The sequence below is a fragment of the Nocardioides sp. genome (assembly GCF_036405735.1).
Lineage (GTDB): Bacteria > Actinomycetota > Actinomycetes > Propionibacteriales > Nocardioidaceae > Nocardioides.
This window is the reverse complement of record NZ_DASWXC010000109.1, coordinates 1-21,544: the sequence shown is the minus strand read 5'-3', so window position 1 is coordinate 21,544 and position 21,544 is coordinate 1. Positions and strand designations below refer to the sequence as shown.

17 protein-coding genes are annotated in these 21,544 nt (G+C 72.0%); 9 read left to right on the top strand and 8 right to left on the bottom strand.

From position 1 onward, the window contains the following. Positions 1-64: 64 nt before the first annotated feature. On the top strand, positions 65-550 hold the full coding sequence (locus VGE38_RS17115; RefSeq protein WP_331143767.1) for an SRPBCC family protein: 486 nt from the start codon (positions 65-67) through the stop codon (positions 548-550). Positions 551-682: 132 nt separating this feature from the next. Here the strand turns inward: VGE38_RS17115 and VGE38_RS17110 are convergent, their stop codons facing one another. Beyond that, positions 683-1,765, bottom strand: a complete 1,083-nt coding sequence (locus VGE38_RS17110) for an inositol-3-phosphate synthase (protein ID WP_331143766.1) — start codon at positions 1,763-1,765, stop codon at positions 683-685. An 11-nt stretch (positions 1,766-1,776) separates the two neighbouring features. Next, positions 1,777-2,328, bottom strand: coding sequence for a PadR family transcriptional regulator (locus VGE38_RS17105; protein ID WP_331143765.1), 552 nt, complete (start codon positions 2,326-2,328; stop codon positions 1,777-1,779). Positions 2,329-2,494: 166 nt separating this feature from the next. On the opposite strand from VGE38_RS17105, the gene VGE38_RS17100 reads away from it, so the two are divergent. Together VGE38_RS17100 and VGE38_RS17095 are read left to right on the top strand one after the other, a co-directional pair. Further along, positions 2,495-4,819, top strand: a complete 2,325-nt coding sequence (locus VGE38_RS17100; protein ID WP_331143764.1) for a transglycosylase domain-containing protein — start codon at positions 2,495-2,497, stop codon at positions 4,817-4,819. A 10-nt stretch (positions 4,820-4,829) separates the two neighbouring features. Then, a complete protein-coding gene (locus VGE38_RS17095; RefSeq protein WP_331143763.1) occupies positions 4,830-6,221 on the top strand; it encodes a glycosyltransferase family 87 protein in 1,392 nt (463 codons plus the stop codon). Here VGE38_RS17095 and VGE38_RS17090 read toward each other — a convergent pair. The 5 genes from VGE38_RS17090 to VGE38_RS17070 all read right to left on the bottom strand — a co-directional run bounded on the left by VGE38_RS17090 (position 6,154) and on the right by VGE38_RS17070 (position 12,083). Continuing rightward, positions 6,154-7,287, bottom strand: a complete 1,134-nt coding sequence (locus VGE38_RS17090) for a zinc-dependent alcohol dehydrogenase (RefSeq protein ID WP_331143762.1) — start codon at positions 7,285-7,287, stop codon at positions 6,154-6,156. The two genes, VGE38_RS17095 and VGE38_RS17090, sit on opposite strands and share 68 nt — an antisense overlap. Next, on the bottom strand, positions 7,280-8,275 hold the full coding sequence (locus VGE38_RS17085) for a Gfo/Idh/MocA family protein (RefSeq protein WP_331143761.1): 996 nt from the start codon (positions 8,273-8,275) through the stop codon (positions 7,280-7,282). The genes VGE38_RS17090 and VGE38_RS17085 overlap by 8 nt, the downstream gene beginning before the upstream one ends. Continuing rightward, positions 8,272-9,510 (bottom strand): glycosyltransferase family 4 protein, encoded by a 1,239-nt coding sequence (locus tag VGE38_RS17080; RefSeq protein ID WP_331143760.1) that lies wholly within the window; start codon positions 9,508-9,510, stop codon positions 8,272-8,274. The genes VGE38_RS17085 and VGE38_RS17080 overlap by 4 nt, the downstream gene beginning before the upstream one ends. Positions 9,511-9,870: 360 nt before the next feature. Next, positions 9,871-10,908 (bottom strand): alanine racemase, encoded by a 1,038-nt coding sequence (locus VGE38_RS17075; RefSeq protein ID WP_331143759.1) that lies wholly within the window; start codon positions 10,906-10,908, stop codon positions 9,871-9,873. Then, positions 10,905-12,083 (bottom strand): lipid II:glycine glycyltransferase FemX, encoded by a 1,179-nt coding sequence (locus VGE38_RS17070; protein WP_331143758.1) that lies wholly within the window; start codon positions 12,081-12,083, stop codon positions 10,905-10,907. The genes VGE38_RS17075 and VGE38_RS17070 overlap by 4 nt, the downstream gene beginning before the upstream one ends. A 309-nt stretch (positions 12,084-12,392) precedes the next feature. On the opposite strand from VGE38_RS17070, the gene VGE38_RS17065 reads away from it, so the two are divergent. The 4 genes from VGE38_RS17065 to VGE38_RS17050 all read left to right on the top strand — a co-directional run bounded on the left by VGE38_RS17065 (position 12,393) and on the right by VGE38_RS17050 (position 19,610). Further along, positions 12,393-16,133 carry an SGNH hydrolase domain-containing protein gene (locus tag VGE38_RS17065; protein ID WP_331143757.1) on the top strand — a complete coding sequence of 1,247 codons (3,741 nt, stop codon included), beginning with the start codon at positions 12,393-12,395 and terminating at the stop codon, positions 16,131-16,133. Further along, positions 16,130-17,140: a glycoside hydrolase family 26 protein gene (locus VGE38_RS17060; RefSeq protein WP_331143756.1), complete on the top strand. Its 1,011-nt coding sequence runs from the start codon at positions 16,130-16,132 to the stop codon at positions 17,138-17,140. Before VGE38_RS17065 ends, VGE38_RS17060 begins: the two co-directional genes overlap by 4 nt. Continuing rightward, on the top strand, positions 17,137-18,456 hold the full coding sequence (locus tag VGE38_RS17055) for a UDP-glucose dehydrogenase family protein (RefSeq protein ID WP_331143755.1): 1,320 nt from the start codon (positions 17,137-17,139) through the stop codon (positions 18,454-18,456). The genes VGE38_RS17060 and VGE38_RS17055 overlap by 4 nt, the downstream gene beginning before the upstream one ends. A gap of 257 nt (positions 18,457-18,713) precedes the next feature. Next, positions 18,714-19,610: an endonuclease domain-containing protein gene (locus VGE38_RS17050; RefSeq protein ID WP_331143754.1), complete on the top strand. Its 897-nt coding sequence runs from the start codon at positions 18,714-18,716 to the stop codon at positions 19,608-19,610. A gap of 26 nt (positions 19,611-19,636) precedes the next feature. On the opposite strand, the gene VGE38_RS17045 is transcribed toward VGE38_RS17050, so the two are convergent. Further along, entirely contained in the window at positions 19,637-20,428 is a 792-nt protein-coding gene (locus VGE38_RS17045; RefSeq protein WP_414690998.1) for a deoxyribonuclease IV, read from the bottom strand. 229 nt (positions 20,429-20,657) lie between these two features. On the opposite strand from VGE38_RS17045, the gene rpsF reads away from it, so the two are divergent. Then, positions 20,658-20,948 carry a 30S ribosomal protein S6 gene (rpsF, locus tag VGE38_RS17040; protein ID WP_331143753.1) on the top strand — a complete coding sequence of 97 codons (291 nt, stop codon included), beginning with the start codon at positions 20,658-20,660 and terminating at the stop codon, positions 20,946-20,948. A gap of 99 nt (positions 20,949-21,047) precedes the next feature. Next, positions 21,048-21,544, top strand: a 497-nt coding sequence (locus tag VGE38_RS17035; RefSeq protein ID WP_331143752.1) for a single-stranded DNA-binding protein, incomplete at its 3' end; no start/stop codon positions are given.

Sequence of the window (21,544 nt, the reverse complement as noted above, 5' to 3'; positions counted from 1 at the left end):
GCGCTCGGGCCCACGCCCGAAACGCCTCTGTCGGGATGACGTACTCATCGGTAACATCTCGTCCATGACGAATGCAGCCGCCTCAGCGACCGGCACCGAGCTCAAGGCCACCATCACCATCGACGCGTCGCCCGCCCAGGTGTGGGCGCTGGTCGCCGACGTGAAGCGGATGTCGGAGTGGAGCGACCAGGTCGTGAAGAGCTTCGTGCTCGGCGGCCCGGTCCGCCTCGGCACCCGGTTCTTCAACATCAACCACCAGGGCTGGAAGCACTGGCCGACCAACGCCAAGGTCATCCGCTTCACCCCGCACAGCGACTTCGCCTTCACCGTGCTGGAAAACAACACCGTGTGGTCCTTCCAGCTCGAGCCCACCGCGGACGGCGGCACCCTCGTCACCCACCGGCGCGAGACGCCGCGCGGCATCTCCGCGCTGTCGAAGGCGCTGACCAAGGTCGCCTTCGGCGGCCAGGAGCCGTTCACCGCCGAGCTGCTGGACGGCATGAGCACCACCCTGGAGCGGCTGAAGGCGGACATCGAGTCGTCGCGCTGAGCTAGGCCCGGCGTACGGCGAAGGCCCCGCCTCCCTCACGGGAGGCGGGGCCTTCGTGGTCGCGATACGCCCGCTGGCGCTCGCTACTCGACCAGCGAGTCCGCGTCGGGGCTCGCTACTCGGCCGACGAGGTCACTCGCCGGCGATGAACTTCTCCAGGAGCGCACGACCCTCGGTGTCCTCGATCTGAACCGGCGGGCTCTTCATGAGGTACGCCGACGCCGGGATGATCGGGCCGCCGACACCGCGGTCCTTGGCGATCTTGGCGGCGCGGACCGCGTCGATGATGATGCCGGCGCTGTTCGGGGAGTCCCAGACCTCGAGCTTGTACTCGAGGTTGAGCGGGACGTCGCCGAAGGCGCGGCCCTCGAGGCGGACGTAGGCCCACTTGCGGTCGTCGAGCCACGCGACGTAGTCGGACGGACCGATGTGGACGTTCTTGTCGTCGATCTTGCCGGCCAGCGGACCGTTGAGGTTCGAGGTGACCGCCTGGGTCTTCGAGACCTTCTTGGACTCCAGGCGCTCACGCTCGAGCATGTTCTTGAAGTCCATGTTGCCGCCGACGTTGAGCTGGTAGGTGCGGTCCAGGATCACACCTCGGTCCTCGAACAGCTTGGCCATCACCCGGTGGGTGATGGTCGCGCCGACCTGGGACTTGATGTCGTCGCCGACGATCGGGACGCCGGCGTCCTCGAACTTCTTGGCCCACTCCGGGTCGGAGGCGATGAAGACCGGCAGCGCGTTGACGAACGCGACGCCGGCGTCGATCGCGGCCTGGGCGTAGAACTTGTCGGCCTCCTCCGAGCCCACCGGGAGGTAGGAGACGAGGACGTCGACCTGCTTGTCCTTGAGGACCTGCACGACGTCGACCGGGTCGGCGTGGGACTCGTCGATCGTCAGCTTGTAGTACTTGCCGAGGCCGTCGAGGGTCGGGCCACGCTGGACCTCGACGTTCTTGAAGGGGACGTCGGCGATCTTGATCGTGTTGTTCTCCGAGGCGTTGATGGCCTCGGACAGATCCTTGCCGACCTTCTTGTCATCGACGTCGAACGCGGCGACGAACTCCACGTCGGAGACGTGGTAGTCGCCGAACTTGACGTGCATCAGGCCGGGCACGGTGCCCGACGGGTCGGCGTCCTTGTAGTACTCGACGCCCTGCACCAGGGAGCTGGCGCAGTTGCCGACTCCCGCGATTGCTACGCGAACCGAACCCATCAGGGCTCCTCTCATGGTTGCTGCTGTGTGTTGCGCTCTGCATTGATGAGGTCGGAGAGCCAGCGGACCTCCCGCTCGACCGACTCGACACCGTGGCGCTGGAGCTCCGCGGCGTACCGGTCGACCTCCTTCTGGGTCATCGACAGCTGCTGCTGCACCCGGTCGAGGCGCTCCTGGAGCCGGGTGCGCCGGCCCTCGAGGACCCGCAACCGGATCTCCATGTCGGTCTTGGAGAAGAACGCGAACCGGATGTCGAAGTTGTCGTCCTCCCAGGCGGTCGGACCCACCTCCGACATCAGGCGCTCGAACTCCTGGTGACCGGCCTCGGTGACCCTGTAGACGATGCGCGGCCGGCGCGTCACCGGAGTGACCGACGCCGTCTCCTCCTCGATGAGGTTGGCCCGGAGCATCTTCTTCAGCGTCGGGTAGAGCGATCCGTAGGACAGGACCCTGCCCCACCCGAGCATCAGGTTGAGCCGCTTGCGCAGCTCGTATCCGTGCATGGGTCCCTCGTGCAGCAGTCCGAGGACTGCGAGCTCGATGGTCTCCCCACGACGTGCCATGCGATCTATCGTAGCGATATATCCGGCTTGTGCGAACCCGTGGGCAGTCCCGAACCCTCGGCCGCCCCCGGCGCGCGTGAATCGGCACCGCCATGGCCGGTTGCGTAGTCTCTAGCGGGGCCAGAGCGGCCTCGCACGTTTCCCCGAGCCCGTGGAGATCCCTTTCGTGAGTCCGTCTGCGAGCGGCAACCGCCGCGCCCCGGCCAAGAAGGCCGCCCCTGCCCGAGGCCGTGGCACGACCAAGGGACGCCAGCGGCCGGCCGGCGTCAAGGGCTGGGCGCTGCGGGCCCTGAAGTGGGGCGCGCTCGGCGCTCTCGTGCTGGGCATCATCGGCATCGCGGCGGCGGTCTTCGCCTACCAGCGCACCGAGATCCCGGACCCGAACAAGAGCTTCCAGACGCAGACGACGTTCATCTACTACGCCAACGGCAAGTCGAAGGTCGGGCAGTTCGCGGAGCAGAACCGCGAGTCGATCCCGTACGCCGAGATGCCCGACTGCATCAAGGACGGCGTCGTCGCGGCGGAGAACCGCACGTTCTGGACCGACCGCGGCATCGACCCGAAGGGCATCGTGCGCGCCGCGTTCAGCAACGCGAAGGCCGGCGGGACGACGCAGGGCGCCTCCACGATCACCCAGCAGTACGTGAAGATCCTCTACCTGACCCAGGAGCGGACCTACACCCGCAAGATGAAGGAGGCCTTCCTCTCGCTCAAGCTGCAGCGCACGCAGAGCAAGCAGGAGATTCTCGAGGGCTACCTCAACACCATCTATTTCGGGCGCAGCGCCTACGGCATCCAGGCCGCGGCGCGCGCCTTCTTCGACAAGCCGGCGGCCAAGCTGGACCTGCAGGAGTGCGCGGTGCTCTCCTCGGTCATCAACAACCCCTACCGCTTCGACCCGGCCAACGGGCCCGAGTCCGAGGCGGCGCTCCTGCAGCGCTATCGCTACGTGCTCAACGGCATGGCCGAGGTCGGCGCGATCACCGACGCCGAGGCCGCGGAGGCCGCCGCGACGCTGCCGGAGTTCCCCAAGGTGCGCAAGCAGAGCAGCAACGGCGGTCAGCGCGGCCACCAGCTCCGGCTCGTGCGCGACGAGCTGGCACGGCTCGGCTTCAGCGACGAGGAGATCACCGGCGGCGGCCTGCGGGTCACCACCACGTTCACCAAGGAGGCGATGGACGCCGCCGAGCAGGCGGTGCTCGAGCAGCGGCCGGAGGGCTTCGGCGACAAGCAGCTCCACGTCGGCGTGGCCAGCGTCGAGGTCGGCACCGGGGCGGTGCGTGGCTTCTACGGCGGGCAGGACTTCCTCAAGTCCGAGATCAACTGGGCCGCGACCGGCGGCATGGCCGGCTCGACCATGAAGCCGTTCACGCTGGCCGCCGCGCTCGAGGCCGGGTTCTCGCTGAAGGACACCTTCGAGGGCAACTCGCCCATGGAGTTCCCGGGCGGCCTGGAGATCGAGAACCAGGGTGAGGGCGGCGGCTCCGACTACGGCTCCCAGGTCGACGGCATCCGCGCCATGGAGAAGTCGGTCAACACCGCCTTCGTCGACATGACCGACGCGATCCCGGACGGTCCCAAGGCCATCTACGACATCGCGCGGGCCGCCGGCATCCCGCCGGCGCAGCCCGACCCGAAGTTCCCCGGCATCCCGATGGCCTCGGGCGCGGACTTCAACCCGGAGAACTTCCTGCTGACGCTGGGCAACGCGGTGGTCAGCCCGATCAACATGGCCAACGCGTACGCCACCATCGCCAACGGCGGCAAGCGCGCCAACGCCCACGTCGTCACCAAGGTCGTCGACCGCTCGGGCGTCGTCCGGTACGAGTTCAAGAACAACACGATCCAGGCGATCGACGAGGACGTCGCGGCCGACGTGTCCTACGCGCTGCAGCGCACCGTCAGCAACGGCACCGCCTCCACCGCGCGGGAGATCGGCCGACCCGCGGCCGCCAAGACCGGTACGGCGACCAACGGCCGCGACGAGGTCTCCTCCGCGTGGTTCACCGGCTTCACCCCGCAGCTGGCGACCTCGGTCGTGTACGTGCGGGGCAAGGGCAACGAGCAGCTGGACGGTTGGCTGCCGTCGTACTTCGGTGGCGCCTATCCGGCCGACACCTGGGCGGCGACCATGTCGCGGCTGCTGGAGGGCGAGGAGGTGCTGCGCTTCCCGCCGCCGGCCTTCGTGGACGGTGACGCGCCCGCGCACGGCCACGACCCGGTGCCGACGCAGGCGCCGAAGCCCGAGCCGACCAAGACCAAGAAGCCGAAGCCCAAGCCGACGCAGAGCGCCGAGCCGACGCCCACGCCGACGCCGACACCGAGCAGCACTGCCCCGGTCCCGGTCCCGACGCCATCACCGGATGACTGCCTGGATCCCGACCCACAGGTCTGCCCTCCTCCGGGTGGCGGCGGAACGGGTGGCGGCACAGGCGGCGGCACTGGTGGCACCGGCGGCGGTGTGCCTGCTGGTCGGTACGTCGCGCCGTAGCCCAGTGCCTGTGCGTCCGGCCACGGCCGACCCGGTCGTGGCGAGCCTCAGTGAGGGCGTCGGTGGCCCGCCCGGACGCCGGGCGGGCCGCCACCCCTGGTGGACGCCCGTCCGGGTGCTGCTGGCACTGACGGCGCTCACGTTCGCCCTCGGCATGGTGCAGAAGGCCGGGTGTGTCGCGGACCAGTGGAGCGACGGCGAGGGTCGCTACACCCAGATGTGCTACTCCGACCTGCCCTACCTCTACACCGGCCGCGGCTTCGCCGAGCGGGAGTGGCCGTTCACCGGCGACGCGCAGGTGCGCAGTCGCTACACGGTCATGGAGTACCCCGTGGGCATCGCCTACTGGGCGTACGGCGCGGCGTGGGCCACCCACGTCCTCGTCGGCCTGCCCGAGCTCGGCGATCGGTACGCCGGCGCGGTGGACGCCCTGTGGGGCCGACCCGACGTGCAGCGCGAGATCGGGCTCTACTTCGCGGTGAACGCCGTCGGCTTCGCCGTGCTCGCCCTCCTGACCACCTGGCTGCTCGCGGGGGTCGACCGGCGCCGGCCCTGGGACGCGGCGGCGTTCGCCCTCTCGCCGGCCCTGCTGCTGACCGGTCTGGTCAACTGGGACCTGCTGGCGGTGGCGATGGTCGCGGCGGCGCTGTTCGCCTGGTCCCGAGGACGAGCCGGCTGGACCGGCGTGCTCATCGGACTCGGCGCGGCGACCAAGCTCTACCCGCTGTTCCTGCTCGGCGGCCTGCTGGTCATCTGCTGGCGCGCGCGCCGCTGGCGCGAGTTCGTGGTGGCGGCCGCGGCGGCCGCGGTCGCCTGGCTGCTGGCCAACGCGCCGGCGTACCTCTCCGGGCGCGACCAGTGGCGAGTGTTCTGGTCGTTCAACGCCGAGCGCGGCCCCGACCTCGGGTCGCTCTGGCTGGTGCTGCAGCAGGCAGGCGACCGAGCGATCTCCCCGGGGACCGTCAACACCGGGTCGTGGATCGCGTTCGGGGCCTGGTGCGTGGCCGTGCTGGTGCTGGGCCTGGCCGCCCGGCGCACCCCGACCCTCGCGGAGCTCGGCTTCCTCGTCGTCGTCGGGTTCCTGCTGGTCAACAAGGTCTACTCGCCGCAGTACGTCCTGTGGCTGCTGCCGCTGGCGGTGCTGGCGCGACCGCGGTGGCGCGACCAGCTGGTCTGGCAGGCGAGCGAGATCGTCTACTTCGCCGCCGTGTGGTGGTATCTCGGCGGCTTCCTCGAGCCGGCCGCGGGCGACGACGCGTGGTTCTACTGGCTCGCCATCCTGGTCCGGGTCGCGGGGCAGCTGTTCCTGGTCGCGCTCGTCGTGCGCTCGCTGTTCACCCCCGACGGAAGTCGAGCACGATCTGGAGCGCATGCCGCTCTCGCCGTACCAGCTGCCCGATGAGCTCGGGCGCCTCGTCGACGGGCACCACGTCGGTGACGAGGTGCTCGCGGATCGCCGGGCCGTCCGCGCGGAGCAGGGCCGCCGTCTCCTCCGAGAGCCGGCGGCGGTCCCACCTGCCGGCGAGCCCGCGCGGCACGCGGTTGATCTGGGCGCACCGGATGGTGAGGCCGTTGTGGTGGAACTCCTCGCCGAGGCGGAGGCCGGACGCACCGCCCTGGTAGAACGCCAGGTCGATCACGACGCCCTGCGGCCGCAGCGCTCGGAGGGCGTCGTGCAGGACGGCGTCGCGACCGCGGCACTGGAAGACCAGGTCGGCCCCCCGGTCGCGATGGCCGTGGACCCAGGCGTCCTTGCACCATCGCCAGGCCTCGCCGGCAGGCTCACGTGCAGGGTCGGCGGCGGGGTCGTCGGCGGGGTCTTCGGCCAGCTCGAGGCCCAGGGCCGCCGCGACAGCACGCCGCCGCGGGTCCGGATCGGCGACGGCGACCGCCGCCGCCCCGTGCCGCCGGGCCAGGAGCGCGGTGAGCAGCCCCACGACGCCCGCGCCGGTCACGAGCACGCACCTGTCCCGGACCCCGTCGCCCAGCGCCGGGTCGGGGTGCGGTCGGAACTCGGCGGCGGCGTGCAGGAGACCGTTGGCGGCGATCGGCCCCATCTGAGCCAGGAAGACGCCCAGCACCGGGTCGATGTCCGCCGGTACGGGGACGACATGGTCGGTGCCGGAGACCACGTGGCAGGAGCGGTGGCCGTACGCCGCCGCCACGACCGTCCCCACCGGCAGGTCCTCCCGCCGGCTCTCCGCCACCTCGCCGACCTCCATGTAGCCCATGGCGGTCACCGGGTAGCGCCGCGCGCCGTCGCCGGGCACGAACGCGCACAGGTCCGGGTCCATCCGTGAGGTGAACGCCGGATTGGTGCCCTTGACGTAGGTCAGCTCCGTGCCGCTCGACAGACCGCTGAACCACGTGTGCACCAGTGCTCCGCCCGGCTCCACGGCCGGGACCGGGAGCTCGAAGAACGCCAGCTCGTGCGGTGCCGCCACCCCGAGCGAGCGGCACTCACGCATCGCCGTCCCCGATGCTCAGCAGGGTGCCGCCCTCCTGGGCGGAGCGCTCGGCCGTGGTGGCGAGACGGTGGCTGCGCAGGGCCTCGGCGTACGGCGCCCGCACGTCGTGCCCGCGACCGGTGACCGCATCGAGGAACGCGCGGTCCTCCCGACGGATCGGGTCCTCGTCGGACGCGCGCACCCGCGTGCCCTCGGTGGTCGACACCAGCAGCTCGTGGTCGGTGAGGGAGCGCTCCGACAGCTCGATCGCGCACCCCTCGCCCAGGAGATGGAGGGCGACCCGGTGCCGGGCGTGGAGGAAGCGGGCGGAGGTGACCGTGCCGATCGCTCCCGCGGTGAACGACAGGGTCGCCGAAGCGGCCATCGGCACCATCGTGGCTGGCCCCGCGTCGGGGCCGGCCGGGACCTCGACCGCCCGCACCGCCGAGACCTCGCCCACCAGCAGCCGGGCGAGGTCGAGCAGGTGGGTGGCTTGCTCGACCATCTGGCCGCCCGAGCTGGCCCGGTCGACCCACCAGGGGGCCGCCGGCGTGCGGTCCAGCCAGTAGCCCGTGACGACGGCCGGTGGCCGGTCCCGGAGCAGCTCTCGCACCTCCTCGACGAGCGCGAGGTAGCGCCAGTGGTAGCCGACCGCCGCCAGCGTGCCGGTCGAGCGCACCAGCGCGGCGATGCGCTCGGCGGTCGGGAGGTCGCAGGCCAGCGGCTTCTCGACGAACAGCGGAACGCCGCGTGCGACGGCGAGCTCCTCCAGCGCGCCGTGGGCGAACGGCGGCACGCAGATCCAGACCGCGTCCAGCTCCTGCTCACGCAACAGGTCGAGGCCGTCGCCGTACGCGCGAGCGCCGAAGGCGGCAGCCGCCGCCTCCGCGCGGTCGGGCACGGTGTCGGCCACCGCGACGACCTCCACGTCGTCGAAGAAGCCGAGCGCTGCCAGGTGGCGGCCGGCGATGAAGCCGCTGCCGATGCACGCGACGCGCGTGCGGGTCACGGCGCCACCCGGGCCCGGACGGTGGCCGCTTGCAGCGCCTGGCGGTAGACGGCCAGCGTGTCGGTCGCCATGCGGCGTGCGGTGAAGCGCGCTTCGAACGCCTGCCGGCCGCCCCGGCCGAGATGCCGGCGGAGGTCGGCGTCTGCGAGCAGTTCGGAGATCGCCCCTGCCAGGGCCTCCGGGTCGTGCGGTGGGACGAGCCGTCCGGTGACGCCGTCCTGGACGACCTCGGTCGTGCCGATGACCCGGGTCGCGACGACCGGCAGCGCGGCGTCCATCGCCTCGAGCGCCGCCATCGGCATGGCCTCCTCGAGGGAGGGCAGGGCGAAGACGTCCGCGGCGTCGAGCAGCGCCCGGGCGTCGTCGCGGTGCCCGACGAGGCGGACCGCATCGCCCACGCCCCGTCGCCGCGCCCGGTCCTCCAACGGGCCGCGCATACGGCCGTCGCCCACGATCACCACGGTGACGTCCGGATGGTCGCGCCGGATGACCGGGACGGCGTCGATGAGGTCGCGGTGGCCCTTCTGGGCGACCAGCCGACCGACCGTGATGACCACCGGGACCGCCGGACCGAGACCGAGACGGTGCCGTGCCGCGACGCGGCCGGGGCCGGGCCCGCGGGGGACGACGCCGTTGGGCACCGTGACGAGGCGGTGGGGTGCGACGCCGATCCGCTCGTAGGTGGCGCGCTGGGCCGCGGACACGACGACGAGCTGGTCGACCGCGTCGAGGGAGGCGAAGAACGCCTCCCGCTTCCAGCGGGCATGCAGCAGCCACGGCAGGTGCAGCGTCTCGACCACGACCGGCACGCCGGCCGCCTTCGCCGCCCGGGCACCCCCGAAGTCCTCGCGGCCGGTCCCGACGTGGACGTGGCAGATGTCGGGCGCGTGCTCGGCGAGCAGCGCCGTCAGCTCGCGGGCGTACGCCGGGTCGCGCGGGTGCGGCGTCCGCACCGTCGTCGCGCCCAGCGAGCCGGCCTGCGACATCAGGGCCTCGGCCGCCTCGGCCGGCCAGTAGGCGACCAGGACCCGCACGCCGGCCTCGACCAGGTGCCGAGCGAGCGCGAGCATGTGCACGCCCATGCCGGACGGGTTGACCGAGCAGGTGTAGAGGCACACCGAGGACGGCAGGACCGGCCGGCGCTCGGTTCGCGGCCGGTCCAGTTGGCGGGGCGGGACGGCTGGAGAGCGCGGGCGACGCAGCGCGTGGCCGTCGCGGAGATCGAGCTCGGGCATCGCGGCACCTCCCGCCGGGTCGGCGGACCCGTCCCGTAGGGGTGTCATACCCCGGCGCAAGCAGTGTGATGCGCGCCCGAGTCCGCTGGTCGAGCACGGGCGTGTCCGTTGGTCGAGCCGCGTTCTTCGTTGGTCGAGCCGCCGAGCCGCGTTCTCCGTTGGTCGAGCCGCCGAGCCGCTAGGCGAGGCGTGTCGAGACCTCGGTGGGCGGTGCTGGGACCCCGGCCACAGCGGGTGCCGACGTCGCGGTGGTCTCGACACGCTCGGCCGCAGGCGGCCTCACTGCTCGACCAGCGGGATAAGGCGGGCGGCCTCACTGCTCGACCAGCGGGAGAGCCGGCCTCACTGCTCGACCAGCCGTCAGGTGATGGTGACAGAGTCGAACGTCGTGGCGGTGTAGCGCACCCGCACGTCGAGCGTGTCCCCGACCTGCGGCACCCGGGTGCCCGACGGCAGCAGCAGCATGGAGGCCTGCATGTGGGGCGGCTCGGCGAAGCGGAGCGGCTCGCCGTCGAGGAGGTACGGCGACCGCAGCACGCCCATCGACTCCAGGCCGCCCTTCGCGGCGCTCGAGAACCGAGCCCGAACGTTCGACTCGCCGGTGGGCGCCGCCAGCCCGATCCCATGGGCGGTGCCGCCGCTGGCGATGACGAGATGACCGCCGCGGCGGGAGGTGCGACCGCGGTAGCCGTAGCGCTCGCCGCGGCCCAGCGGATGGACGTCGAGCACGGTGGCCGAGACCGACAGCGCGCCCCGGTCGCCGAGCCAGAGCGCCGTGCCGACGCGGGGACGCACCGCCAGGCCGGCGTACGACTGCGCGAGGTGGTCCAGAGCGGCCGGCTTGAGGTGGCTCACCCAGACGGTCGCCGCCTCGGCACCGACCACGTCGTCCATCAGTCGGCGGGCCTCGCTCTCGTTCTCCCCGCGGTCGAGCGGGAGGTGGATCGCCACGCCTTCGTACCGGGCCTGCGATCGCGCGAGCGCGGCCGCCTCCCACAGTTCGGCGGCCGCCATGCCGTGGCGCCGCATCGAGGTCATCCGCTCCAGCACCACCCGCGCACCGGGCTGGCGCGCGAGCAGCAGCGGCAGGTCCGCCGCGCGGGAGACGGTGTGGATCACGCGGGCGGCGAGACCCGCCTCCAGCAGCGGCGAGAACGGCCGCCAGGGGGTGAGGACGAGCAGCGACCCGTCGAACCGCGACGCCACCTCGGGAAGCTCCTCGTAGGTGCCGACGGCGAGCGTGTCCGCACCCAGCCAGCCGGCCTTGCGGGCGAGCCGGCCCAGACCGAGGCCGTAGCCGTTGCCCTTGGCGACCGGGACCAGGCCGGCGGTCGCGTCGGCGACCGAGCGCAGGTGGGCACGCCACCGCGGCCCGTCGACGTGGAGCTCCAGGCTCACCGCGACCGCCGCCGCATGTAGAGGTCGAAGGCCTTGTAGATCAGCCGGTTGAGCGGCAGATCCCACTCGCCGACGTACGCCACGGCCTGGCCGCCGGTGCCGACCTTGAACTGGATCAGGCCGACGTGGGAGTCGTCGGAGGAGAGCGTGGGGGTGATGCCGCGCAGGTCGTAGACGTCGCACCCGGAGCCCAGCGCGTGGCGGATCATCGCCCACTGCAGCGCATTGGAGCCGCGCACCTCGCGCTTCTTGGTGGAGGAGGCGCCGTAGGAGTACCAGGCGTGGGCACCGACCCGGACCAGCAGGGTGGCGGCCACCAGGTCGCCCTCGTGGCGGGCCAGGAAGAGCCGGATCCGCTCGGGGTCCTCCTCGCTCATCGCGGCGAGCATCGTGCGGAAGTAGGACAGCGGCCGCGGGGTGAAGTGGTCGCGCTCGGCGGTGTGCACGTAGAGCTCGTGGAACGCCTCGAGGTCGCCGTCCTCGAGCGCCCCGCCGGGGCGCGAGACGACCTCGACGCCCTCCTTGTCGGCGCGCTTGATGTTGCGGCGCCACAGCTGGTTCATGCCCTTGAGGACCTCGTCCTCGGTGAGCGGCGTCCCGTCCTCGGAGACCAGGGGGACCTCGTAGGTGTACTGCGGCTGGCCGGCGCCGAAGCCGTCCTCCGGGCTCTGCAGCCGCCAGCCCAGCTCACGCAGCCGGCTGACCACCCGAGCGCCGGCAGGGTCGCGGTGCGCGGGCGGCAGATCCGTCAGCCGGCGTACCGCCTCGTCGGCGACGCCCTCCTTGACCTGCGCCGCGGTCCACCGGGCGGTCACCACCGGTGGACCCATGCGGACGCCGAAGGCGCCGTTCGCGCGCAGGTACGCCGTCATCGGCGCCAGCCACTGGTCGAGGTCGCCCGACCAGTCGATGGCGGGACCCTCGGGCAGGTAGGCCAGTGTGGCCCGCCTCAGCCTAGGGACCGGGCGGTGGAGCACGAGCGCCGCCCCGACCAGCTCCTCGCCACGCTCGCCGCCGGCGAACCAGCCGATGCTCTCGGAGCGCCACTCGGACTTCACCCGGCCCCACGCCGGGGTCTGCAGGAAGCTGACCGACCGCTGGCCGGCGATGAACTCCAGGTGCTCCTCCGGCGCGATCCGGCGCACGGTGAGGGCCGAGGGGGAGGACTGGGTCACGCGGTGACCCTACCCGGCGATCGAGTGCGAGAAATTCCTCGGCGTACCCCGTTTGCGGGAGCGTGGGGTGTGCCACCGGGGGAGAGATCACGGTCCCGCACACCGCTGTGCGCGACCCGGCCCCCGGGTGTCCCGGGCTGGCCGAGGGCGACACGCTCGCCCGCCACGACGACACGCTCGTCGACCAAAGCCCATCCGCCCAGTCCTGCACTGGGATCCGCCCTGCACCCCGGACCGCGCGCGCCGCCTTGCCGGCCCTGCGCGCTGCCCGGACGCGGATCGTCCGACGACAGCGAAGGCCCCGTCACGATGACCGCTCAGCTCGAGCTACTGCGCTCCGCCCCGCCCGTGCCACCTCCGGCGCCGGCGCCCGCGGAGACCGACTTCCTGCCCGCACCGCCCTCGCGCGAGGAGAAGTACTCCTACTTCGGCCGCCAGCACCGCTGGCTGCTCGGCGTGCAGGCCCTCTCCTTCCTGCTCATCGCCTACTCCATCCTCCGCTTCGCCACCGCCGATGTGCGGTTCCTGCTCTTCCTGGTGCCGGTGACGCTGTACGGCGTCACGCTGCTCGTGTCGCTGCTCAGCGGCACGCACCGGCGCCGCGTCGACCTCGACGACCACCTGGCCGACGTCGCAGGGTGGGACCCGCCGCGGGTGCCGAGCGTCGACGTGTTCCTGCCGACCGCGGGCGAGCCGCTCGACGTGCTCGCCAACACCTACCGCTACGTCAGCCGGCTGCAGTGGGCCGGGGAGCTCGACGTGTGGGTGCTCGACGACGGCGCCCGGCCCGAGGTCGAGGAGCTCGCGAACCGGCACGGCTTCCGCTACCGCAGCCGGCCCGACCGCGGGCACCTGAAGAAGGCGGGGAACCTGCGCTACGGCTACGAGCAGAGCCGCGGCGACCTCATCCTGATCCTCGACGCCGACTTCGTGCCGCGCCACGACATGCTGCTGGAGCTGGCGCCGTACTTCGACGACCCCGAGGTCGGGATCGTGCAGTCCCCGCAGTTCTTCGACACCCACGTCAAGGGCATGGGCTGGCTGCAGCGCTGCGCCGGGGCGACCCAGGAGCTGTTCTACCGGTTCGTCCAGCCGAGCCGTGACAGCGTCAGGGCCGCGATCTGCGTCGGCACCTGCGCCGTCTACCGGCGCGCCGCTCTGCAGGAGGCCGGCGGGTTCGCGCAGATCGGTCACTCCGAGGACGTCCACACCGGGGTGAAGCTGCTCAAGAGCGGCTTCCACCTGCGCTACGTCCCCGCGGTGCTGGCCAAGGGCCTGTGCCCCGACACGGTGGCCGCCTTCGTCAGCCAGCAGTACCGCTGGTGCACCGGCTCGATGAGCCTGTTGCGCGACGACTCCTTCCACGAGCACGACGCGCTCTCGAAGCGACAGAAGCTCTGCTTCTGGGCCGGCTTCCTCTACTACATCTCCACGGCCGTCAACGCCGTCGTCGCGCCGCTGCCGGCGCTGGCGATGCTGTGGCTGCACCCCGACTGGGTGGAGCCGGCGAACTCGGTGTGGCTGGTCGGCGCCCTGGCGCTGTGGTTCCTGATCCTCCCGGCGGTGATGCGGGGCCGTTGGCGCTTCGACGTGCTGCGAGTGCAGTACCTCTACTCGTTCTCGCACCTCGCGGCCATCGTGCACACGCTCACCGGCCGCACCCGCGGCTGGGTGGCGACCGGTGCCGCCCGGGGGACGCCGCTGGCCGTCACCATCCTGCGCTGGACGAAGCTCTACATCCTCGCCAGCCAGGTGCTGCTGTGGACCGGCCTCTACCTCGGCGCCCGCAGCTACGGCGTCGACGCCTACTGGGCGATGCTGGTCTTCGCGGCACTGGCCGCGTTCATCCAGCTGCCGATCCTGCTGATGCGCACCGGCCTCTCGCTGCGACCGCGACTCTCGCTGGCGCCGCTGCGCCGGCTCGCGGAGCGGTGGCGGCAGCCGACCACCGCGGGGCCCGAGCTCACGCCGGAGGCGGTCGGACCGCGGCGGTTCCGGCCGGACATCCAGGGCCTGCGCGCCGTCGCCGTCCTGCTCGTCGTGCTCTACCACGCCAACGTCCCGGGCATCACCGGCGGCTACGTCGGCGTCGACGTCTTCTTCGTGATCTCCGGCTTCCTCATCACCGGCCAGCTGATGCGTGAGCTCGACCAGACCGGCCGGATCCGGCTGGTGCGGTTCTACGGCAAGCGGATCCGGCGACTGCTGCCGCCCGCGCTGATCGTCATCGCGGCCACCCTCGTGATGGCGCGGGTCTGGGGCTCGATCTTCCACGTCCGCGACATCGCGAACGAGGCACTGTGGGGCGCCTTCTACGCCATCAACTACCACCTGGCGGCCGAGGGCGTGGACTACCAGCAGGCCTCGGGTCCGGTCTCCCCGCTGCAGCACCTGTGGTCCCTCGCGGTCGAGGAGCAGTTCTACCTGTTCTGGCCGCTGCTCATGATGGCCTGCGGCTTCCTCGGCGCGCTGCTGCTCCGCGGCCACCGGCGCCCGGCCGTGGCGGTCGGGCTGCTCGCCGGAGCGGCGCTGTCGCTGTGGGCATCGGCCACCATCACGCAGAGCAACCCGTCGGAGGCGTACTTCGGCGTCCACACCCGGGCCTGGGAGCTCGCGCTCGGAGGCCTGGTGGCGCTGGCCGCCGACCGGCTGGCCAAGATGCCGACCTGGGTCGCCGTGGCGCTCGGCTGGTCGGGCCTGGTCCTGATCGTGGAGAGCGCGATCGGCTACACCGACGAGACGCCGTTCCCCGGCCTCGCGGCCCTGTTGCCGACGCTGGGCGCTGCGGCCGTGATCGCGGCCGGCGGGCCGCTGGTCAGGGGCGGCGTCGAGGCGCTGCTCGGACGGCGACCGATGGGAGGGATCGGCCGGGTGTCGTACGGCTGGTACCTGTGGCACTGGCCGCTGGTGATCCTCGTGCCGCTGGCGATCGGCTCGGAGCTCCCGTGGCCCTACCTCGTCGAGATCTCGCTGCTGGCGCTGTGGTTCGCCGTGCTGACCCACTACCTCGTCGAGAACCCCGCGCTGCGCAGCCGACTGCACCCCCGCAGCTGGCTCGGCGCCGGGCTGCTCGGGTCCGGTGCGGTCTCCGCGCTGGCCTTGGCGCTCGCCGTCACGCTGCCCGCCTTCGTCGGCTCGGGCGACGCGGCCCGGGCCGTCAACCTGGCCAAGCCGGACAACGCCGCCGTGCAGCGGGCGCTCGGCGAGGGCCTGCAGATCGTGGAGGCGCCGAGCAACCTCAAGCCGTCCATCGAGAGCGCCACGCAGGACCAGCCGGCCTCCACCAAGGACGGGTGCCACCTCGACTTCCTGGAGGTGCAGCAGGGCGAGTGCGTCTACGGCGACCCGGGCGGCCAGCACACGCTCGTCCTGTACGGCGACAGCCACGCCCAGCAGTGGCTCCCCGCACTCGACGCCGAGGCGAAGGCCAAGGGCTGGCGGGTGCTCGGCCTGACCAAGGCGGCGTGCTCGGTGGCGGACTGGGAGGTCTACAACGACCAGCTCGGCCGCCGGTACAACGAGTGCATGGACTGGCGCAGCCAGGCCGCCGAGCGCATCGTCGGTGCGAAGCCCGACATGGTCGTCGTCTCGCAGAGCGACGCGGTCGCCGGCTCGTCGAGCAACGCCGAGTGGGCCGACGCGACCGCACGGACGATGGCGGCGCTGAAGTCCCGCGGCGTCCCGGCGGTCTACCTCCTCGACACGCCGATGCCCGCGCAGGACGTGCCCGAGTGCCTCGCCGGCAACCTCGACGACGTCGGGGCGTGCAACACGTCGGTCAAGGAGTCGCGCCACTTCGGCGACCGGGTCCAGGACGTCGACCGGGCACTGACCGACGTCGGCGTCACCACCGTCGACCCGTCGGACTGGCTGTGCACCCCGCGCGGCTGCCCGGTGGTGGTGGGCGACATGCTCGTCTACCGCGACGACAGCCACATGACCGCGACGTTCGCCGAGTGGCTGGCGCCGATGACCGCGCCGCTGTTCGACCCGGCCGCCGGCGGTGGCGCCCCTGCCCAGCCGGCACCGGCGGCGGAGGGCGGATCATGAGGCCGCGGATCGGACGGCTGCCGGCCGGCCCGGTGCTGGCCGCCGTCGTCGCAGCGATCACCGCGGTCGTCGTGGTCCTGGCCGGGGCGCTGGTCGCGCAGCGGCTGGGGTCGGACCGGTCCGCGCGCCCGTTCTTCGGCGTCGACGTCCCCCAGGCGGACCCGGCCCGGGTGTCGCGGCTGGCCGAGGAGCTGGGGTGCGGCCCCGAGGTGGTCAACCGGTTCGTGAAGCTGGACAGCACCTTCACGCCCGCCCAGCTCGAGACGATGAGCGGCGCGGCACGGACCCCGATGATCACGCTGGAGCCCTGGTCGTGGCAGTCGGAGCGCGAGCAGCCCGAGCTGCCGGCGTACTCGCTGGAGAGCATCGTGCGCGGCGAGCACGACGCGGACCTGATCCGCATCGCCCGCGTGCTGGCGGCGCACCCCGACCGGGTGCTGCTGCGGTTCGCGCACGAGATGAACGCCGACTGGTACCCCTGGGGCGTCGGCGCGAACGACAACGAGGCCCACCACTACGTCGCGGCCTGGAAGCACGTGCACCGGCTGATGTCGCGGGAGGCCGACAACCTGGAGTGGGTCTGGGCCCCGGCCCGGACCTGGTGGGAGGACCCGCTGCCGCTCGAGGAGGTCTACCCCGGCGACCGGTACGTCGACTACGTCGCGGTGAGCGGCTACGGCCATGCCGGCACCGTCGAGGACACCTACGGCGAGTGGTACGACGAGGTGCGGGACCTGACCGACAAGCCGGCCATCCTCAGCGAGATCGGCGCCGACGGCGAGGACAAGACCCGCTGGCTGGCCAGCCTCGCCGGCTTCCTCACCGAGCGGCCCGACATCGTCGGGTTCGTCTACTTCAACACCACGCCGGAGTCCACCGGCGCCACGGGCCACTACGAGCTCACCAGCGACGCCGAGCTCTCGGCGTTCCGCGGAACCCTCCGCGAGCTGAACACCACCTGTCTGCGGCCCTCCGGGTCGCACCTGGAAAGGACCGCCCTGCGATGACTGCCACTCCTCTCCGTCTCAGCGTTCTCGGCGCCGGCTACCTCGGCGCCACCCACGCCGCCTGCATGGCCGAGCTCGGCCACGAGGTGGTCGGCATCGACACCGACGCCGACAAGGTCGCGCTGCTGGAGCAGGGCGAGCCGCCGTTCTTCGAGCCCGAGCTGCAGCCGCTGCTGCGCAAGCACGTCGAGAGCGGCCGGCTGCGGTTCAGCACTGCGTTGCCCGACGCCGCCGACGCCGACGTCCACTTCGTCTGCGTCGGCACGCCGCAGCTGCCGGGCCGTCCCGCGGCCGACCTCTCCCAGGTGGAGGCGGTGGTGAGCGGCCTCTGCGAGGTGCTCCGCCCCGGTGCGGTGGTCGCCGGCAAGTCCACGGTGCCGGTCGGGACCGCCACGGCGCTGCGCGAGCGGGTGAAGGAGGCGTGCCCGTCGGCGGACCTGGCGTGGAACCCGGAGTTCCTCCGGGAGGGGTACGCCGTCGCTGACACCCTGTCCCCCGACCGGATCGTCGTCGGCTCGCCGTCACCGGAGACCGTCGAGAGGCTGCGTGAGGTCTACCGCGAGCCGGTGGCCAACGGCACGCCGTTCCTCAAAGTGGGGCTGGAGACCGCCGAGCTGGTGAAGGTCGCCGCGAACTCGTTCCTCGCCACCAAGATCTCCTTCATCAACGCGATGGCGGAGGTCTGCGAGGCCACCGGCGCCGATGTCGTCGAGCTCGCCGACGCGGTCGGCCACGACGACCGGATCGGGCACCGCTTCCTCAAGGCCGGGCTGGGCTTCGGGGGCGGCTGCCTGCCCAAGGACATCCGCGCCTTCCAGGCCAGGGCGGGTGAGCTCGGCCTCGGGCGGGCGGTGTCGTTCCTCGGCGAGATGGACGACATCAACACCCGCCGTCGGCAGCGGACCGTCGACCTGGCCCACGAGGTCCTGGGCGGGCGCGTCGCGGGTCACCGGGTCGCGGTCCTGGGCGCGGCGTTCAAGCCCAACTCCGACGACGTCCGCGACTCGCCGGCGCTCGACGTCGCCTGCCAGCTCCACCTGCACGGCGCCGACGTGGTCGTCTACGACCCCGAGGCCACCGGCCCGGCGCAGCGCCGCGTCCCCGACCTCGCCTACGCGCCGTCGCTCGCCTCCGCCGTCGAGGGCGCCGACCTGGTGCTGCTGCTCACCGAGTGGTCGGAGTTCGTCGCCATGGACCCCTCCGCCATCGGTGGGATGGTGGCCGGCCGGGTCATCATCGACGGTCGCAACGTGCTCTCCCCCGAGGCGTGGCGGGCCGCCGGCTGGGAGTTCCGGGCCCTCGGCCGCGGCCACTGACCAGACCGCCCCCGGTCGGGTCTGCAGGGCACCCGGCCGGGGGTTCCACCTCATCCCGTCGACCCGAGCGTCATACGGTCGGTGGCAACGGGTCCACCGCCCGCATGACGCAGGCTGGAACGCCGCGGGCCAGTCATCGTCCACGCCAGTGGTTCCCGGTGCCGTCGTCCACAGCGGTCGGCCGACCGGTCCTCCTCGGCTGCGGTGTGGTCCACGGTGACTCCATGCCGCAGCGAACCCGACCGACCAATGAGCGCATGACGACCGCCCTGGCCGCGGCGAAGGAGCAGGCCTGGGTGCTGTCGCGCAAGGACCTGTACGGCCTGGGCATCACCCGGTGGGAGATCACCGGCCAGGTCCGCGCCGGCCGCTGGCAGCTCCTGGGCGACCAGTCGGTCTGCCTCCACAACGGTGAGGTCAGCGACGACTCCCATCGCTGGGCGGCGGTGATCCAGGGCGGGCCACGAGCCTGCCTGGACGGCGCGTCGGCGTTGATCGCCTCGGGCCTGGAGCGGTTCACGGTCGACCGGCACCGCGTCTCGGTACCGCGGGGGGCGAGGGTGCGACGTACGCGCCTCTACGACATCCGCCAGACGCGGCGGCTGCGTGAGGAGGACCGGTCGCCGTCGGGCATTGCGCGCACCAGACCGCCGGTCGCCGCGATCCGCGGTGCGCTCTGGGCCACGACCGACAAGCAGGCGTCGTATCTGCTGACCCTGACGGTGCAGCAGGGTCTGGCCACTCCCGAGCAGCTGGGCGTGGAGTTGTTGCGGATCAAGCGCCACCGCCGCTTACGGCTGTTGCATGCCGTGGTCAACGACCTGATCGGCGGCGCTCGGTCCCTGGGCGAGCTGGAGCTCGCCACGGAGCTGCGTCGCCGGGGGCTTCCCGTGCCCGAGCGGCAGGTCCTGCGGCGTGACGGGAGTGGCCGCTACTTCCTCGACCTGTACTGGCCCGATCACCGGCTCGTGGTCGAGATCGACGGGATCCACCACACCTGGGCCCAGAACGTCGTCGCGGACGCGCTGCGGCAGAACACCCTGATGCTGCAAGGCGACACGGTGCTGCGCCTGCCCCTGCTCGGCCTTCGTCTGGAGCCGGACAGGTTCTTCGGTCAGATCGCTGCAGCTCTTGCCCGACCGGTGGCGGCGTGACGCAGGGCGCCGGAGAGCCGGTCTCATCAGAGTCGCTCGCGCAGCCAGGCGAAGTCGGCGGCGTGCTCCGCGGCGCCGCCGGGCGTCTCGCACACCACGGGCGCGTCGGCCTCGCGGACCACCGCGGCGAGCAGGTCGGGGTCGATCCGGCCGGCGCCGAAGTTGGCGTGGCGGTCGGCGCCGGAGTCGAAGTCGTCACGCGAGTCGTTGCAGTGCACCAGGTCGATGCGGCCGGTGATCGCGCGTACGTCGGCCACGACCGTCTCGAGCGGGTTGCCGCCCGCGTGGGCATGGCAGGTGTCGAGGCAGAATCCGACCCGGTCGAACTGCTCGGTCGTGGAGATCGCCTCCCACACGCCGGCGATCCGCTCCAGGTAGCGGGTCATGGCGTTGTCGCCGCCGGCGGTGTTCTCGATCAGCAGGGGGACCTTGAGGTCGGTGGCCTCGATCGCCTTGCGCCAGTTGTCGAAGCCCTTCTCCGGGGCATCGGCCTGGTTGACGTGGCCGCCGTGCACGATCAGTCCCTTCGCGCCGATCTCGGCGGCCGCGTCGACGTGCTGCTGCAGCAGCTTGCGCGAGGGGATCCGGATCCGGTTGTTCGTGGTCGCGACGTTGACGATGTAGGGCGCATGGACGTAGAGGTCGACGCCCGCGGCCTCGGCGTCCGCGCGCAGGGCGGCCGCGCCGCCGGCGTACCGCACCTCGGGGCCCTTGTAGCCCTGCGGATCGCCGAGGAAGAACTGCACCAGCGGCGCGTTGCGAGCCCGTGCCTCCGCGAGCGGGTCGGTCTGGTCGACGTGCGCACCGATGGCCACCATGCGGCCCAGCCTAGGTGTCGGGGCGGACGTCATACGAAGCGGCTGCTCTGGCCGCCAGCTCGTATGACGTCCGCCGCAAGCCCACGCGGCCCGCGCTCGATTTCGGGACGGCGTACGCCGGTTGCTAGCCTGTCCCGTCCGGTTCTGCCCTGTCGGAGCCTGGACAACGCAAAGCCCTCCTGCCACGGAGAGACCGTGGCCGCCGAGTCCGTAGGAGGTGGAGAACGCTATGCGTGCTTACGAAGTGATGGTCATTCTCGACCCGAGCCTCGAGGAGCGCACCGTCGCCCCGTCGCTCGACAAGTACCTCAACGTGGTCCGCAACGACGGTGGCACCGTCGAGAACGTGGACGTCTGGGGTCGTCGTCGCCTCGCGTACGAGATCAAGAAGAACGCCGAGGGCATCTACGCCGTGGTCAACCTGACCGCGACGCCCGCGACGGTCAAGGAGCTCGACCGCCAGCTCACGCTGAACGAGTCGATCCTGCGCACCAAGGTCATCCGCCCCGACGCTCACTGAGCGTCGTTGTGGACTGATCCTCTCCGTTGTCGGTCCCATCCGCTTGGATGGGCTCCGACGCACGGACGTAGATCGAGAACTAGGGCATAGGGAGACCCCATGGCAGGCGACACCGTCATCACCGTGATCGGCAACCTCACCGACGACCCGGAGCTTCGCTTCACTCCGTCGGGTGCTGCCGTCGCCAACTTCACGGTTGCCTCGACGCCGCGGAGCTTCAACAAGCAGAGCAACGCGTGGGAGGACGGGGAGACCCTGTTCCTGCGCTGCGCCATCTGGAGGCAGGCCGCGGAGAACGTCGCCGAGTCGCTGACGCGCGGCACGCGCGTCATCGTCCAGGGCCGGCTGAAGTCGCGGACCTTCGAGACGCGAGAGGGCGAGAAGCGCACCGTCTTCGAGCTCGACGTCGAGGAGGTCGGTCCCTCCCTCACCTGGGCCACCGCCAAGGTGACCCGTGCCTCCCGCTCCGGCGGGCAGGGCGGGTACGGCGGCGGCGCCCCCTCCGGGGGTGCTCCCGCCGGTGGCGGTGCTCCGGCCAACGACCCGTGGGCCTCCGCGCCCGCGGCTCCTGCGGCCGGTGGCGGCGGGTACGGCGG